Here is a 16489-nt window from a genome sequence, read left to right as displayed (position 1 = left end):
CGGCTGTACCGGAACACTTACTCATTTAATTATGGAATAAGAAGAAATGGCAATTCTACAGATTGGTGCTGGTGGTGTTGGCTGGGTAGTTGCGCACAAAGCGGCTCAGAATAACGAAGTTCTTGGTGATATCACGATTGCATCTCGCACAATTGGTAAGTGTGAGAAAATCATTGAGTCAATCAAGAAAAAGAACAACTTGAAAGATCCATCAAAGAAACTAGAAGCTCGTGCGGTTAATGCCGATGACGTTGACGCGCTAGTAGCACTGATTAAAGACGTGCAGCCTGATCTTGTGATCAATGCTGGTCCTCCTTGGGTAAACATGACCATCATGGAAGCGTGTTACCAAGCGAAAGTGTCTTACCTAGATACATCTGTCGCGGTAGACCTGTGTTCTGAAGGCCAGCAAGTGCCTCAGGCGTACGATTGGCAGTGGGGTTACCGTGAGAAGTTCGAAGAAGCAGGTATCACTGGTATCCTAGGCGCTGGTTTCGATCCGGGCGTAGTCTCTGTATTTGCAGCCTACGCGGTGAAGCACCTGTTCGATGAAATCGACACGATTGACGTCATGGACGTGAATGCCGGTGACCACGGCAAGAAGTTCGCCACCAACTTCGATCCAGAAACCAACATGCTGGAAATCCAGGGCGACTCGTTCTACTGGGAAAACGAAGAGTGGAAACAAGTACCGTGTCACTCACGTATGCTTGAGTTTGATTTCCCGAACTGTGGTTCGCACAAAGTTTACTCAATGGCGCACGATGAAGTTCGCTCAATGAAAGAGTTCATCCCAGCCAAGCGCATTGAATTCTGGATGGGCTTTGGTGACAAATACCTGAACTACTTCAACTGCATGCGTGACATCGGCCTACTAAGCCCAGATCCGCTAACACTGCACGATGGTACGGTTGTTCAGCCACTACACGTGCTTAAAGCACTTCTACCGGATCCAACATCACTCGCACCGGGCTACACAGGCCTGACGTGTATCGGTACGTGGGTACAAGGTAAGAAAGACGGCAAAGAGCGCTCTGTATTTATCTACAACAATGCAGATCACGAAGTCGCTTATGAAGACGTTGAGCACCAAGCGATCTCTTACACCACAGGTGTACCAGCGATCACTGCAGCACTTCAGTACTTCCGTGGCAAGTGGGCAGATAAAGGCGTGTTCAACATGGAACAGCTAGACCCAGATCCGTTCCTAGAAACAATGCCTGAAATCGGTCTTGATTGGCATGTTCAGGAATTGGAAGTAGGTCAGCCTGACATCAAAATCCTGAAATAAGGCCCTGAGCTTGTTGTTTCTCTCCATGGCGGTGTCGGAAGTACTCATTTATGTTTATAAACTCCGTGCTTCCTCCTGGCCCTGAAGAGAAACACCGGCGCTCAATACCTTATTTGTCGTGAATTAGAGATGATTAAGTGTTGCCTCAAATTCCTGCGAATTTTATTCAAAATAGATAAAGAAGGTTGTTGAGTAACGATGCTTATCAGCCTTGTTTACAGAGTAATATCAGAAGGGAGCTACTGCTCCCTTCTTGGTGAGATTCTTAATTCGGTTGTTCTGTCAATCGGAATGAGGGACTGTTGAGAGTCGATATTTTCCTGTTTTGTCCTGTCTGAACGCAGTGAGTTACAAAATAGGGAAATATTGAATCCAACATCCTTACAGACACAGCTTGAGTGTGTGAGAAAAAATGACATTGAAGAAACAAGAATTGAAAACACCTTACTTCATGATTGATGAAGATAAGCTGATTGCCAACTTGGAAAAAGCCAAGCTGCTCAAAGAGCTTTCAGGGGTAAAACTGGTATTGGCCCTGAAGTGCTTCTCGACCTGGGGTGTGTTTGACATCATCAAGCCATACCTAGACGGCACAACCAGCAGCGGCCCGTTTGAAGTGAAACTGGGCTACGAAACCTTCGGTGGCGAAACGCATGCTTACAGCGTGGGTTACAGCGAAGATGACGTGCGCGAAGTCGCGGATATCTGCGACAAGCTTATCTTTAACTCGCAGAGCCAACTAGCTGCTCACCGTCATATCGTCGAAGGTAAAGCGTCAATTGGTCTGCGCCTGAATCCGGGTGTTAGTTACGCCGGACAAGATTTGGCCAACCCCGCTCGCCAGTTCTCGCGCCTTGGTGTGCAAGCCGATCACATTAAACCAGAAGTATTCAACGATATTGATGGTGTGATGTTCCACATGAACTGTGAGAACAAAGATGTCGATGCCTTCACTGGCTTGCTGGATGCTATCTCCGAGCAGTTCGGTGACCACCTGAATAAGCTTGATTGGGTCAGCTTGGGTGGTGGTGTATTCTTCACCTGGCCGGGCTATGACATCGAGAAGCTGGCACAAGCCCTGAAAGCTTTCTCAGAAAAACACGGCGTTCAGCTCTACCTTGAGCCGGGTGAAGCGATTATTACCAAAACCACAGATCTTGTGGTCACTGTTGTCGATATTGTTGAAAACGTAAAGAAAACAGCCATCGTTGACTCAGCGACAGAAGCACACCGTCTAGATACGCTTATCTACGACGAGCCAGCCTCTGTACTGGAAGCATCTGATAATGGTGAACACGAATACGTGATCGGTTCATGCTCTTGTTTGGCCGGCGACCAGTTCTGCGTGGCTAATTTTGAGCAGCCGCTGCAAATTGGTCAGAAGCTTCACATCATGGACAGTGCAGGCTACACCATGGTGAAACTGAACTGGTTCAATGGTTTGAAGATGCCGTCAATCTACTGCGAGCGTAGCAATGGCGAGATTCAAATGCTTAACGAGTTTGGTTACGACGACTTCAAACGTTCGCTGTCGCAGTGGTCGGTTAGCTAAGTTTATCGTCAAAGCATCGAATTATCTGTCAAGGTCGCCTCAAAGGCGGCCTTTTTGCTTATATCTCTTTTATCATTGGTTACGGTTGTCTGATCGTGGTTTTCAAAACGTCGCCTAAAACTGACACTGTATAATCTTTCCTTTCGAATCAAATGTCATAAACAAGGTCTGCCAGTTTTCTTGGGTCTGCTCGAATGTTGCCAGGCAGGTGTAGTTGTTCATTTCGATGTAGCTGGATGTACCTGCACTGATAATGACATCGAGTCCCTTTATGTGATTGGTTATCAGTGTATTGTACTGGGCGTCATATTGATTGAGTAAGACTATTTTATTGTTTCCTTGAGTTGCCAGTCTATCAACCGAATGTGCCAGCAGCGCCAGATCGTGAGCGAGCGGTGCATCTTGGCCAGAGTGTGTTTGCCGAATCAAAGAGAGGTAGGTAATGGACTCATTGCTTTCCTGTTGCTCAAAAGCGTCCGCTCGGGCTTTGTTTGGGTTGTATGCATAGAGATTACTCCCTACTTGTGCGGTGCCAAAGTCAATATTGCTGGCAAGAACAGCGTGGTTGGCCGCGGTCCCCAACTCGAGTCTGTTGTTGCGTTCGTTATTGGAGGGATCCACGGTTAGATCTGAAATAGCGGTTACATACGAAAATGCCGGAGTGAGAATTGGCTTGTCATATTGCTGATCAGAGTAGAAAGCAATGTAGGCAGCATTGTTGTCTACCGCTTTTCTTGCAGCAACGCGATATTGGTGGTTGAGCCAGTGTTCCGTTTTTCTTGACACATATTTTTGCGGTTTACCTTCCCTTGATACCTGGTCGTTTGATGCAGCTAGCAAGTATTCAGGTGCCTGGGTGATAAAGCTGATCCCGGTCGTGATAGGCTGGTGTTGTTTTGGCGTGCAGGCAGACAAAAGGCTGGCAGCAAGAGTGATAAAGCCTATACGGCGCAGGGTTGTCATGATGTTCTGGATGATTAACTGTGACGAAGATCACTATTTTCTAAGATGCTGGGCTGATTTACAAGCGTTCTAGTATGATAATTTTTGGGAGTGATGACGTTTATGCTGTCGAGGCGAGCTAGCGCAATCCAATGATTGTGGTGAAAATATCATCGCCGAGGTGAGGCTTGAATGCAAAATAACCAGTTGGTAATGTTTGGATTAATTTCTTGTTGACTCGATTGCTCCAATGCGTAGAATGCACCCCATACCGCAGCGGGGTACAACTCGTAGGTATTGAAGGCGCGTTGGCAGAGTGGCTATGCAGCGGATTGCAAATCCGTGGACCTCGGTTCGACTCCGGGACGCGCCTCCATTTGCGACACTAGCTCAGTTGGTAGAGCGCAACCTTGCCAAGGTTGAGGTCACGAGTTCGAACCTCGTGTGTCGCTCCAAATTTTAAGCCCCAGCAGAAATGCTGGGGCTTTTTCGTTTCAGCTTCTCCCTCCGCTCACGTTACCTTTCTGCTTGCTCCTCATCCCATTTGCTATCCCACTTGTTATACTTACTTGAGTCAATTTAATATCAATGACTTAGTTTGGTATGAAGCAGGGAGCAAATATGAAACTCAATTGTGATATGGGCGAAAGCTATGGCAGTTGGACGATGGGGAAGGACTCTGACGTGATGCCGTATGTTGACATGGCTAACATTGCCTGTGGCTTTCACGCCTCCGATCCGGATCATATGGCCAAAACCATTCAGTTAGCCGTTGAAGATAATGTTGAAATTGGTGCCCACCCCGGTTATGACGACAAAAGTGGTTTCGGGCGACGTTCTATCCCCCATAGCGCGGAAGCGATTACCCGCTTGGTTGCCTATCAAATCGGAGCGCTCGAGGCATTGTGCCAGTTGTCTGGTGGTGAAGTCAGTTATGTCAAACCTCACGGTGCACTGTACAACGATATGATGGCACAGCCTCGTATTTTCGAAGCTATTCTCAGCGCCGTTTCTGATTTAAACCAACACCGCTCATCGGCGCTGAAACTGATGATCTTAGCCCAGCGGGATAACCAGCACTATACAGAGCTAGCGGCACAAATGGGCGTCGAACTACTTTTCGAAGGCTTTGCGGATAGGGCATATAGCAGCAATGGGTTGTTAGTGCCGAGAACTCAGGTTGGTTCGGTATACCATGACAGCCATCGTATCCGCCAGCAAGTTGCTGAACTAGCCAATGGCAAAGTCACCACCATAGACGGACAGACGCTGGCATTACACGTTGATACGGTCTGTGTCCACGGTGATAACGAGGAGTCCATAGCGATTGTTCGACAGCTCGCTGAGGATCTTCGTCATGTTTAAGATTGAAGCGGTATCGGAATGCAACGCTATTATCTACTTCGGTGATCAGATTGATCTTTTGCTTACACCTAAGATCAGCGAGTTCGTCGCTCACCTTCAAACTTTGGCTCATCCCGCCATTGTTGAGGTTATCCCGTCATATACCTCGGTACTTATTCAATATCGCCCCGATGTGCTGAGCTATCAACAATTATATCGTTTACTGGTGGACTACTTTGCTCAGCCTGAGGAAGGGCCGGTTGAAGGTGTTGAGATGGAAGGAAATTATCAAGCCAAGCAAATTACATTGCCGGTGTACTATGGCTCAGAGGTTGCCCCTGACTTAGCTGTGGTAGCGGATGAAAAAGGCTTAAGCATCGAACAGGTTATTCACCTCCACTCTGAGCGTACATATACGGTTTGTGCTATCGGCTTTGCACCGGGGTTTGCCTTCCTCGCGCCAGTTGACGAGTCCATTGCCACCCCTCGTCATGTTGAACCAAGGAAATGGATCCCGGCCGGCAGCGTCGGTATTGCCAACCAGCAGACTGCGGTTTACCCCAATGAATCCCCAGGAGGCTGGCAGATTATCGGCAACTGTCCGTTACCTTTGTTTCAACCACAGCAATCCCCCATGACCCCGTTTCAGGTCGGTGATCAGGTACGATTTACCGCTATCTCCAAAGACGAGTTTTTACAGCAAGGAGGACAAATATGGCCGCAATGGAAGTGATCCGCCCTGGAATGCTAACCCTTATTCAAGACATCGGGCGATATGGTGCTGGAGGGCAGGGGGTGAGCCAAGGCGGAGCGGTTGATTTACACGCTTATTGCTGGGCCAATTATTTGTTAGCCAATAAGCCGAATAGCGCAATGCTAGAAATTACCCTTGGCCAAGCTGAATTTCAGATTTTATACGATGGCCAAATAGCCGTCACGGGTGCTGATATGCAACCGACCCTAGACGGTAGCCCTTTACCCATGTGGCAAAGTGTTACGGTCAAACAAGGGCAACATCTTGTATTTGGTTTTGCCCGAACAGGGTTGCGGACATATCTAGCCATACAAGGGGGACTGGACGTGCCTTTGATAATGGGAAGTGCCTCTGCGGTACCGCGTAACCAATTGGGCGGATTGCACCAAGGGAAGGGACTCGAAAAAGGCGATATCTTATCAACCAAGCAAGTCTCGGTGGATGCGCTACACATTCAGCACGAACAGGCTATAACTAGGCAGACCTCAGCGCGGTTTATTCCGGATTACAGCACCCCGATTCAGTTGCGAGTGATTGAGTCATATCAGCATCAAAGCTTCCCAGAAGGTGAAAAACAGCGCTTCTATGCTAGTCGCTATACTGTTAGTCAGGAAACAGATCGGATGGGTTGCCGGTTATCCGGTGAACCGATCCATGCTGAAATTGAAGGTATTGTTTCTGAAGGTATTGCACTTGGCGCGATTCAGATCCCGCCAAATGGACAGCCGATTGTTTTGCTGAATGACAGGCAAACCCTGGGAGGCTATCCCAAACTTGGCTGTGTCGCCCGAGTTGACTTGCCCCGCTTGGCTCAAGCAAGGCCGGGCACCGACGTGGCATTTAAACGCGCTACATTGGCTGAGGTCTCTGACCAATGGCTGCAATTTTCCCTTTTTTTTGGGTTAAGCAAATGATGAGAGAGGCATTGGCAGGTTTATGTATATCTTTGGTTACGGAAGTTTGATCAACAATGCTTCTCGGTTGTTAACCGGGCAGGCAAAAGAAGCACAACCGGTTACTGTTCATGGTTTGCAGCGCTATTGGGGAAAAATCGATAGTACTTACCATATTTCACCGCTTGTGGCTGCGCTCGGTGAAGGGGTTTGTAATGGGGTTCTGGTCAGGGTGGATGAAAAGGCGCTGCAGCAGTTTGACCACCGCGAAAAAGGTTACCGCCGTATAGAGCTAGATCCGACTCAGCTAGAGAGTCACCAGCCGATAGAAGACCGTTTGCCTGTGTGGGTGTATACCAAGGCGGATCATGAGCCTCCGTGTCATATCCAGCCGATCATGCAAACGTATGTCGATACGGTACTCGCTGGTTGCCTCGCAATATCTAGCGTTTTTGCCAAAACGTTTGTCGATACAACCCTGGGCTGGCATCATCCTTTGGAAAATGATCGTCATGAACCTAAATACGGTAATCATGCGGGTGTCCGTGATGAGCATATCGCGCGAATCGATCAATTATTAGCACAGGTAAGAGCAAAGCATCGCCATGGCAAAACCGAATAAGAAAGGCCCAACCAAAACTGTCGATATCTATTGTGCAGGCTGTAAAACTCAGCTGTATAAATACCGCAAAGGAGGCAAGGGGGCCTTGGTGAAGTGTTTCAAGGAGCGAATCGTCAAAGACTTCACTCAGCAGGAAGGCGTCTGTCCCAGTTGTGAACAAGTCTTTGCCAGAGACACCCTGATACGCGGTGCGCCAGCCTTGAAAATGATTGGTGGCAAAGTCACGATGAAGTAGCACGGCTGCCAAGGCAAAATATTAGAATGGGGTTAGGGATGACTCGGTGCGGTGTTTAATGAGAATTGACTTATTGGGGGACAAACCTTTTTATTGCTAAGCAAAACGGCTTTGAGATCCAATATTTTCCGCTTATAGGTGGCACGGACCAGTTGGTAGTCCACATCTGGTGAGAACCACATGACAAATTGTCGGTCACTTTTTCTGACTTGTTTAACTTTGATGGTATTGATACTACCGAAGTTGGAGTTAATCTGCTCTTTGCCAGCGACTTGAAAATAGTAACGGTTTACATCGTCTGTATCTTGCAAGTTGTATTCAAACTGCGTTTTTCCTTCGATGAGTCCCAGCCTCATTTGGCTGCCAATGGCATCGGCATCAAGAAGCGGGAGCGCATCACTGTCAAAAGAGGATACTTCCCCATCGACAGTGACTTTGGATGATGTTCCGTTACCATTGAATGAGACCTCCGTTTTACCACCTAGTAAGCCTTTGACCTCGCGCTGGAAGCCTTTAGAGAGAAAGCTTTGCTGTTCATCAGACCAGAAGACGTTACTTTGTTGGTTAAACCGGGTTTTTGTCGCCAATACTTCGATATTGCTGTAGGCATTAATTTGGGCTTGTTTACCTTGCCAGCGCAGGATCCGTGTCATCTGGCCAATCTTCAGGTTGTTGAAAAAAAGCTGGTATGTCAGCGTTTTTGTACACTGATGAAAAGACGGGGCTGGCTCCGCTTGAGTCTGGGATGAGGCGAAAATGCTGAGGTAAGCCGCTAGGGGCAAAAAAAGGTTAACCTGCACACTGTCACCTTAATGATATAAGACGTTGGACAATGTAATTAAATTAGCAGGGCTGGTGGCAATATGCCAAATTGGCCTGTCTCATCAACAGGCCAATGGTGCATATTCAAACACCTTGAGGGGACGTGGGCTATCGTATGGCTTATTTGAGTAGGCGTTTGAGGATTTTACCTGTCGCCGTCAACGGTAGCGTTTCGACAACCTCGATCAGGCGCGGGTATTTGTAATCGGCCAAGCGTTCCTTACCCCATGCAACCAACTCTTTGCTGGTTGTTGACGCGTTATCCTTTAAAATCACAAATGCTTTTGCTTCTTCACCATAGGTTTTATGAGGAACACCAATAACCGCAATCATCTGAACATCAGGATGGGTCATAAAGGTTTCTTCAATATCGCGCGGGTAGATATTAAATCCGCCCCGGATAATCACTTCTTTAAGTCGGTCGACCACGTATACATAGCCTTCATCATCCATACGGACAATATCGCCAGTATGCAACCAGCCGTTGACAATGGTCTTAGCCGTTTCTTCTGGCTTTTTGTAATACCCTTTCATGACATTATGACCACGGATAAGCAACTCGCCTTCTTTACCGCGAGGTTGCTCCTGTCCTTTATCATCCACCACTTTCATTGCCACGCCTGGCAAGGGTTGCCCAATACTGCCCGGCTTACGCTTATATTCCAAATGATTGAAAGCCGCAACAGGGGATGATTCGGATAAACCGTAGCCTTCGATGACCGGTACTTTGAGCTTTTCTTCGAATTGCTTAAGGATCTCGACGGGCATAGAGGCGCCTCCCGAGATAGCCACTTTGAGGTTGGCGGCGATTTCGTCGAGATTATCGCTGCCATGTTTTTCGGCAAAGGCAAGTAAGCCCATAAACATGGTCGGTACCCCCGCCATATGGGTGACTTTATGGGTATGCATTTGCTGGAGAACGTGCTTCGGTACAAAGCGCGGGATTAGAACGAGTGCACTGCCAGTAAGGATTGACGTGTTCATGATCAGTGATTGGCCGAAGGTATGGAATAGCGGCAATATCGCAATACTGACATCCGAGCCTTTTTGATTAGTCAGTGCTTGGCAGGCTTGAGCATTACACAACATGTTGCTCTGGCTCAGTTCTGCTCCTTTCGCTCGCCCAGTGGTCCCCGAGGTATATAGGATCACGCAGGTATCTTCAGCCCGGCGATATATAGCTTCAAATTGGTGACTGCCTGACTGAAGCCATTGGTTAAAGCTATGGGCACCTTCAGGTAGTGGTTCATCACTGCCTGATTCAATAGAAATAAAGTGCTGGCAACTTGGCGTTTGGCTAAATCCTTCGAAGCAGTATTCCCCACTCGGTAAGGCGCTGTTGCCCTGAAAACTAATAATGGCAACTGCGTCGGAGTCATTGAGGTGATAAGCCACCTCCGGCCCCTTGAGCATAATATTCAGAGGGACAGTAACAGCGCCTACTTTTTGGATTGCGTAATAGCCGATGATAAAGGCTGGCATATTAGGACAAGAGATAGCGACTTTGTCGTCGGGCTTGATGCCGATGTTACACAGGTGGTTGGCAATGGCATTGACCATTTGATCCAGTGCCCTGAAGTTGATCTTTTCGTCGTTGAATATCAAAGCCGTGTCGTTTCCGCGGAACTCGGCATTGCGTTCAAGGTTGGTGGCTAAGTTGTACATATACTTATTTCTTGTAGGTATTAGTATTTTATTGTAAGTCTTCACTGAGGTAACAGCCATACCCAAGTGAGTTCAAGTTGCAGGATTCAGAGCTTTATCAAGCTGCTCAGTTGCCAATGCTATCAGCCACAGCGTTGGCACATTGCTACACCTCAGAGGGTGAGTGTATTGGGATGTCCAACAATCTAGATGAGATTATCGATATTGGTTAACCCCCTAAAAGTGAATCTTTTTTGTCGGTACCATTAATTTTTAATGATATATTATTTTCTTATAATTCAGGCATTTAAGTTGGTGGTGTGAAAGGTCAAAGAAATGTAATTTTGACCTTTATAATAACACCTTGAAATATAAGGGTATAAAAACACGTACATAGCGGCTGTTTATGAGCTTTATAAGTTCGATATTTGACGATTTTCTTAACGCCTCCTATTTTTATTTGGGCTCAATCAATAGAGGTGTGTAAAAATGAAGAAAATGAACTCGGCTTACCGCTTACAGATTATTAAAGAAGTTGCGACTCGTCGACGTTTGACGACCGGCGGTGACCCAATGGCCTGCCACATTTCTCAATTGATTGAATCCAACAAGCAAGAGCCCACGCTAGCCGATAAGCACTATACCAATTGCCATTATGACGATGCCGTTGGTGGCTGGGTGAGTAATTTGTGGGATCAGAAAAAATAGTCAGATACATCATCGAGCGGCATCTCACCGCTCGATATAGAGTGCAGTAATTAGTCTTTAATTCTGATATTTGCTGGCACAAAGGGGGCGACTCAGGTACATTTCTCCCGTCTTAAATTGTTAGGTCGTCCCATGAACTACGTAGAGTTAGATAACTATTCCCGAAAGTGGATTTTTACCCACGCATCCATGCCTGTTGCCGAATCAGACCTGGCGCTAATCAAGCCATACACTCAAGCGCGATCTTCCCAGATTTGGGGAGAGCATATTAGCCGTCAAAGTCCTGATGCCGATCATTTCGAAAAAGGTGATTGGGCGAATAATGACAAGATTTGGTCGGAAGATATTGACTGGCAAGCGGCCTGGGATAGTGATGAACCTGAGTTACCGGAAGATATGTTGACGTTTCTGGATTGGGAAGATAACACGACCGTGTACTTCTGCTACGAAAAGTACAATGTGATCGAAACCAAATGGGGCGTGTTCAAGCGCAACTGGAAAAACTTCTTGTTCTTTGATGATGGCCCGATGCTGCTAGGCCGTAAAAAAACACAAGTTGTTTGGTTTAGCTCTAAAGGGACCTTCCGTTTGGCTAACCGCTAGACGCCCACACCGCTTCTAACCCTGCAGTTTGAAGTAGCTTGGGGATATACTCATTTGCCACCTGCCCCCGTTTCTTGCTCAAGATGCTGGGAAGGCAGGTAGTGAATGAGCTGACCTTTTCCTTTCAGTTTTGCTTTATACATCGCTTTGTCTGCCCGCCTTAGAATATCGTTGATATTCTGATACTCATTACTTTGAACGAGGTAGCTGCCAATGCTGGCTCCGATGTTCAGGTGATAATTATCGACCTTTATTGGGGCCGAAATGGACCGCATAATTTGCTGGCAGGTGCGTTGTATTGTCGATGGTTCTTGGCCTTCGGATAAAACAACCACGAACTCATCACCGGCGATGCGTGCGACAACATCTTGCTCATTAACCGCTTCGGTGAGGCGATTGGCAATAGTGATCAACACTTGATCGCCAATATTATGGCCAAAGTTGTCGTTGACACTTTTAAACCCATCCAAATCAAGAAACAGTACGCAGAAGGAGAACCCAGACCGTTGCTGTTCACGAAGCTTGTCGTAAAGGGTTTGGTATAACTTTCCGCGATTTGGCAAGTTCGTCAGTATGTCATGGTTGGCTTGGTACTCGAGTAGCTTCATTTTTTTCATGGAGCGTAGATCGGAACCAATAACGACGGTTTGCTGATCATGGCTATGGGGTTCGTTGATTTGGCTGATTCGGATATACAGGGGAAGTTCCTGGCCATCATTGGTCAGGAGATTGATTTCGCCATGCCATTGCGTCTGGGTAGCCAGTGCTTCTTTTATCAAGGGGATAACAGGCGCGAATTTATCCTTGTCGATAATACATTGATAATGTCGGCCTAAAATAGCGTCCTCGCTGAACCCCGATAGACGGACAAACGTCGTATTAACCATGGTGATCCTAGCGTTACGATCAAACAGTAAAATAGCATCCTGACTGTTGTCGAAGACTTTGGTGACGAGTTTTTGTTGTCTATCAGCACGCTGGCACTCAGTCACGTCTTCAATGGCAAACAGCGCTTGCTGTTTATTTCGAAGTGGTCGGCTCACCAGTTGAAATACTCGCATTTCTTGAGAGTAAGCAAGGCTTTCAATGACCAAATGCTCAATCCCTTGGTGTTTATTGAGGTTGTTATCTAATAGTAACTGGAAAGCGCCTCGTTCAGTGGGTTGCAGAATATCGATCAGCGGTTTATTGAATAGCTGAAAGGATGAGAGTTCGAACATGTTCTGACAGGCTTCATTTGCTAGCGTGATCACCCCTTTGCTATCGACAACGATCAGCGCGTGTTGCACTGTTTCGATTACCTCGTCGGCAAACGCTTTTTCCATCGCGAGTTTTTGCATGGCATTACGAAGTTCTTTGTTACGCTGGTTGATGGTTTTTACCATGTTGTTAAACCCAAGGGTTAACTCAGTTAGTTCGTCATTGGTCAGATGGCTGTGGTGGATCGGTCGGTGTTCATCCCCTTTGATCAGCCGCCGAATGCCTTTATTGAGCTTGGTGATAGGCGTAACCACCCAGTGCTGGATCCGATTGATAAAATACATACTGGTAATAATTAATATGAGAAACAGAAACAGGCTGATCTTGAGGTGGGTTGTCTGGATCGCCTTGATTTTGTCCAGTGAAATCGCGAGATGGATATGGGCAATTTCTTCACCGTCAATGGTGACTGGCACAATGAGGTAGAGGTTGTCTTTACCAAAATGGTATCCATTCTGACGGATTTTTTGCTGCTGCATGTCACTTGGATCGACGTAAGTCAGTAGTTTGTTTTCGAACGTTGCAAACCGAGAATGATCCGGTAACTCGAGCCGGGCTTTTACGATAAGACTATCGGCCTTCAGGGCAGACAGAATTTCTTTGGCGGTAAAAGAATCATGAAACAAAATGGGTGCCGACAGGTTGCTACCGACCCCTCTGGCAAGCACTTGTGTCCTCGATATGAGATTGTCACGCTCGATTGCTAGGTAGCTTTGGTAGCTGATGAACTGAAATCCGATCAAGACCAGCAAGTTAAAACTCATAATAGGGAAAGACAAGCGCTGGTTGAGAGTGAGGTTTTTGAGCCAATTATTCATACTTACCCCCTTTATCCTCTTTGGCGTCTGCGATAAGTGCAATACGTAAAAGCTGTGAACTTACCGTAAGCAGGCCATTGTGTATGTTGCCCTTGTGAAGAATTGGCTTTATCTGATAATTCAGTGTCCGTAATTCGATCATCCCCCCCTCGGAGAGCATATTGGGTGAATCACTAATCGTGAGTAGACCCTTATACTGCGGCAGGGGCGTGATCGGCTGAATGGCATCGTGGGTGATGAACAGGAGGTCGCAATGCAGCGCTGCATCAGTCAGCGAAGCGATAGCTTCGAGTTTCCCTCTTGAGCTCGGCTTTTCAAACAAGGCGTGTAAGCTGCGGGTAGTCCTATCTTCACCGAGAGTACAGTATTTAATGTTGCTATTTTTCCCTTCTGGCCAGCGAATGAAGCTTGCCAGACGGTAGACATAAACCGCTTTGATATCGTGTTCAGAAAATCTCTGGCTGTGTTGGTTTTTTGCTTGCGCCGCCCAGCTCAGTGGCAGAGCTAAGCAAGCTATCGTGTAAAGTAAAGCTGGGTACAATCGACGGAGCATTATTCGACCCCCCAACTTGCTTTGAGGAATACGTTTTGATCGATGCGAGCTTTGCCTGGCATATCCTCATAAGGGTTTTTTCCAAGGGCATCTGCAATCAATTCTATACGGGGCCAATGTGGCTTTTCATGCCAGGCGATTCTGGCATCAAGTGTGCTGATGGATGGCGCTTCCGGTAAGGAGTGGTTTGTCGACACCGCACTCTTGTGTTTGAACCACAGGTCTAGCTGCCATGCTGGCGTGATTTGCCACAGGGTTTGCAAGGAGAGCAAGTGCGCTGGTTGGTGCTCGTTTAACAGCTTGCTGCCCGTCGTTGCGTCAGGTTGACAGTTAGCATGGCCAGAACAAGATGCAGAGGTCTGAATATAGCTGTAGCTGGTATTGATAGTGAACGATGGCAGGGGAGACCAGTTGATGGCCGTTTCAAATCCATAGTTCTCCAGCTTCAAGTTATCACTGTAGGTCTGCACTAATGCAAACATCTCGCTGGGTAGCTGTGTGCCATCCATGCATTGACCATAAATACAAACCCATTGACTGTCATTTTCCATCAATACGTTATCGTATTGGCTGTAAAAAATAGTGCTATCTACCGTTAATTTATCGGAGACAAAATAGCGATGGCCCATATCAAGGGTCACCACGGACTCGGTATCGAGATTGTCATTGGCGGCGGTGTAGATAATGGCCGGGCGGTTGTCCTGGCAGTCTGTGGTTAGGCATACAGAAGATAAACGATACCCATCTGTTTTAGTGGAGACAAAAGACGGAGTGACCACGGCTCGCGCGGCACCAAGCCACAGTTGTTGGTTGTTATTGGGTTGGTATAGTAAGCGAGCCTGAGGTTGAAGCTCAGTGCTGTTATTGAGACTGAAGTGCTCTACCTTTAGGCCAAATGTTGAGGTCAGAGTCTCACTCAGTTTGGACTCAAGCTGAAAATAGGTATTAAAAATGGTGTCAGTACCGACTGGATCGTGGCTGTAGCGTCCCCAAAGCTCAATATGTTTGTAGTGGTTATCAGGGTAGGGTGCTGTTCGGCGGTGAATAACGCGGCTTCCCCCACCAAAAGTGATTTGGTGATCGGGGTTGAGCTGTTGGTGGGCGAGAACTTCCAGATCTAATGTATGGAACTTGCCTGCTGCTGAAGGCTCATCAGAGGAATGGGTATCGGCCCAGAGGTTAAATTCATAGAAGCTGTTGTTGTATTGTTCTTGCCAGTTAGCACTGAAATAGGCTCCTTCTGAATAGACGTTAAGATCTGTATGATGGTACAGGCCGTCAGAATAAGCAGAGGATAAGTCTGCATAAAGCCAAAGGTGCTCAGATTTGGTTTGGTAGCCGCCTACTTGGAGAGTGATTTTTCGATTATCTTGACTGATATCAGCCCTTATCCCGCCACGCAGGTTGCGCCAGGTGTCATCATTGTCAATGTAGTAATTACCGTTGACCCCTTTTACAAATGCCCGAGCGGTGACGTTGTCATTGAACCGGGTACCATAACGGTAGTTAAGCTCTCGGTATCCATAGTCACCACCTGCCATTTCCCCATAGTGACCAAGTGTTTCTTGGGTATCTTTCGTGATGATATTGACCACGCCATTGGCGGCATTGCCTCCCCACATGGTGCCAGCAGCCCCGCGAATAACTTCAATCCGTTCAATGTCTTCAAGTAGGGTGTCGATGGTGTGCCAAAAGGTACCAGACATCAGAGGGCTGTAGACGGTGCGGCCGTCGATCATGACAAGCAATTTGTTGAACAAGACTTCATTGAGCCCACGTAGCGACACCTGCCAGTTGAACTCGGAAATTCGGGTAACCTGAATACCTGGGGCGAGTGCAAGCGCTTCGGCTATTGAGCGAACCCCGCTACGGCGGATCTGTTCATTGGAAATAACATATACCGCGGCCGGAATATCCCTCAGTGATTGTGGTTTTTTGGCGGCAGACGTGACGTGGATGTCGACCATTGCGAGCTCTTCGAGGCTCATGGACATTAACTGTTCGAGATCGTTGGCTTGTCCTTTTGCGCTACATAGGCCGACCAATAACGGCAGTACAATTTTGCCGCGGTTCAGCATAAACAAGTCTGAGCGTAAAAAGGGTACTGGCATAATCTAGCGACCGGTCAAAGAGGTGAGGGTAGACACTGGATAATAAAATAAAACCTTTAAATTTAAAGGTTTATATTATTTTTGTTTTCAGGTTTAGGTATTGGTGATAGGGATGTAGTGGGGGATATTGGTATAGGGTGCATTCTCTTTTGGTATTTGTGAGGGCGGAAAATTATTGTCACTTTGCTCAACAGAGAAACGGTATTATTTGTTGGTAACGTTTTGAATTAGTCGGGTCAAAAATAACTCAATCTTGAGACGAGATGAGGTCACTGGCGGATAAAAGCGTCAAAAAAATGAGTGTTGATTTTTGCGATTTAGATCACCTTGGGGTGAT

15 protein-coding genes and 2 tRNA genes are annotated in these 16489 nt (G+C 47.1%); 11 read left to right on the top strand and 6 right to left on the bottom strand.

What is annotated here, in order from left to right; all coding sequences use genetic code 11:
- The first annotated feature begins 46 nt into the window (after positions 1-46).
- Positions 47-1291 carry a carboxynorspermidine synthase gene (locus C9I99_RS08185; protein WP_107348355.1) on the top strand — a complete coding sequence of 415 codons (1245 nt, stop codon included), beginning with the start codon at positions 47-49 and terminating at the stop codon, positions 1289-1291.
- A gap of 418 nt (positions 1292-1709) precedes the next feature.
- Positions 1710-2843 (top strand): carboxynorspermidine decarboxylase, encoded by a 1134-nt coding sequence (nspC, locus tag C9I99_RS08180; RefSeq protein ID WP_107348544.1) that lies wholly within the window; start codon positions 1710-1712, stop codon positions 2841-2843.
- Between the two features lie 114 nt (positions 2844-2957).
- On the opposite strand, the gene C9I99_RS08175 is transcribed toward nspC, so the two are convergent.
- The gene (locus C9I99_RS08175; protein ID WP_107348354.1) at positions 2958-3806 is read right to left on the bottom strand and encodes a hypothetical protein; all 849 of its coding nucleotides are present in this window, start codon (positions 3804-3806) and stop codon (positions 2958-2960) included.
- 281 nt (positions 3807-4087) lie between these two features.
- Between C9I99_RS08175 and C9I99_RS08170 the strand changes: the two genes are divergently transcribed.
- From C9I99_RS08170 to C9I99_RS08140, 7 genes are all read left to right on the top strand, one after another.
- Positions 4088-4161, top strand: a tRNA-Cys gene (locus tag C9I99_RS08170).
- Positions 4162-4164: 3 nt separating this feature from the next.
- Positions 4165-4240, top strand: a tRNA-Gly gene (locus C9I99_RS08165).
- A 166-nt stretch (positions 4241-4406) separates the two neighbouring features.
- Positions 4407-5150 carry a 5-oxoprolinase subunit PxpA gene (locus C9I99_RS08160; protein ID WP_107348353.1) on the top strand — a complete coding sequence of 248 codons (744 nt, stop codon included), beginning with the start codon at positions 4407-4409 and terminating at the stop codon, positions 5148-5150.
- Entirely contained in the window at positions 5143-5862 is a 720-nt protein-coding gene (pxpB, locus tag C9I99_RS08155; RefSeq protein ID WP_107348352.1) for a 5-oxoprolinase subunit PxpB, read from the top strand. Before C9I99_RS08160 ends, pxpB begins: the two co-directional genes overlap by 8 nt.
- Complete coding sequence (locus C9I99_RS08150) at positions 5844-6797, top strand: 5-oxoprolinase subunit C family protein (RefSeq protein WP_107348351.1); 954 nt, start codon at positions 5844-5846, stop codon at positions 6795-6797. Before pxpB ends, C9I99_RS08150 begins: the two co-directional genes overlap by 19 nt.
- A 22-nt stretch (positions 6798-6819) precedes the next feature.
- On the top strand, positions 6820-7398 hold the full coding sequence (locus C9I99_RS08145) for a gamma-glutamylcyclotransferase family protein (protein ID WP_107348350.1): 579 nt from the start codon (positions 6820-6822) through the stop codon (positions 7396-7398).
- Positions 7382-7633: a hypothetical protein gene (locus C9I99_RS08140; protein WP_107348349.1), complete on the top strand. Its 252-nt coding sequence runs from the start codon at positions 7382-7384 to the stop codon at positions 7631-7633. Before C9I99_RS08145 ends, C9I99_RS08140 begins: the two co-directional genes overlap by 17 nt.
- 32 nt (positions 7634-7665) lie before the next feature.
- On the opposite strand, the gene C9I99_RS08135 is transcribed toward C9I99_RS08140, so the two are convergent.
- Positions 7666-8433 (bottom strand): DUF3108 domain-containing protein, encoded by a 768-nt coding sequence (locus tag C9I99_RS08135; protein ID WP_107348348.1) that lies wholly within the window; start codon positions 8431-8433, stop codon positions 7666-7668.
- A gap of 142 nt (positions 8434-8575) precedes the next feature.
- Positions 8576-10120, bottom strand: coding sequence for a long-chain-fatty-acid--CoA ligase (locus C9I99_RS08130; protein ID WP_107348347.1), 1545 nt, complete (start codon positions 10118-10120; stop codon positions 8576-8578).
- 468 nt (positions 10121-10588) lie between these two features.
- Here C9I99_RS08130 and C9I99_RS08125 point away from each other — a divergent pair, with 468 nt between their 5' ends.
- On the top strand, positions 10589-10807 hold the full coding sequence (locus C9I99_RS08125) for a hypothetical protein (protein WP_107348346.1): 219 nt from the start codon (positions 10589-10591) through the stop codon (positions 10805-10807).
- A gap of 132 nt (positions 10808-10939) precedes the next feature.
- Positions 10940-11410: a DUF2947 domain-containing protein gene (locus C9I99_RS08120; RefSeq protein WP_107348345.1), complete on the top strand. Its 471-nt coding sequence runs from the start codon at positions 10940-10942 to the stop codon at positions 11408-11410.
- A gap of 50 nt (positions 11411-11460) precedes the next feature.
- Here the strand turns inward: C9I99_RS08120 and C9I99_RS08115 are convergent, their stop codons facing one another.
- Genes C9I99_RS08115 through C9I99_RS08105 form a run of 3 tightly spaced genes read right to left on the bottom strand, consistent with a single transcriptional unit; the run spans position 11461 to position 16152 of the window.
- A complete protein-coding gene (locus C9I99_RS08115) occupies positions 11461-13488 on the bottom strand; it encodes a diguanylate cyclase domain-containing protein (RefSeq protein WP_107348344.1) in 2028 nt (675 codons plus the stop codon).
- On the bottom strand, positions 13481-14041 hold the full coding sequence (locus tag C9I99_RS08110) for a YfiR family protein (RefSeq protein ID WP_107348343.1): 561 nt from the start codon (positions 14039-14041) through the stop codon (positions 13481-13483). The genes C9I99_RS08115 and C9I99_RS08110 overlap by 8 nt, the downstream gene beginning before the upstream one ends.
- On the bottom strand, positions 14041-16152 hold the full coding sequence (locus tag C9I99_RS08105; RefSeq protein ID WP_243734358.1) for a TonB-dependent receptor plug domain-containing protein: 2112 nt from the start codon (positions 16150-16152) through the stop codon (positions 14041-14043). The genes C9I99_RS08110 and C9I99_RS08105 overlap by 1 nt, the downstream gene beginning before the upstream one ends.
- Positions 16153-16489 lie beyond the last annotated feature (337 nt).

This window comes from Photobacterium lutimaris, from assembly GCF_003025555.1.
Lineage (GTDB): Bacteria > Pseudomonadota > Gammaproteobacteria > Enterobacterales > Vibrionaceae > Photobacterium > Photobacterium lutimaris.
Note: the sequence above shows the minus strand (reverse complement) of the source record. Positions and strands in the feature narration are given on the sequence as shown.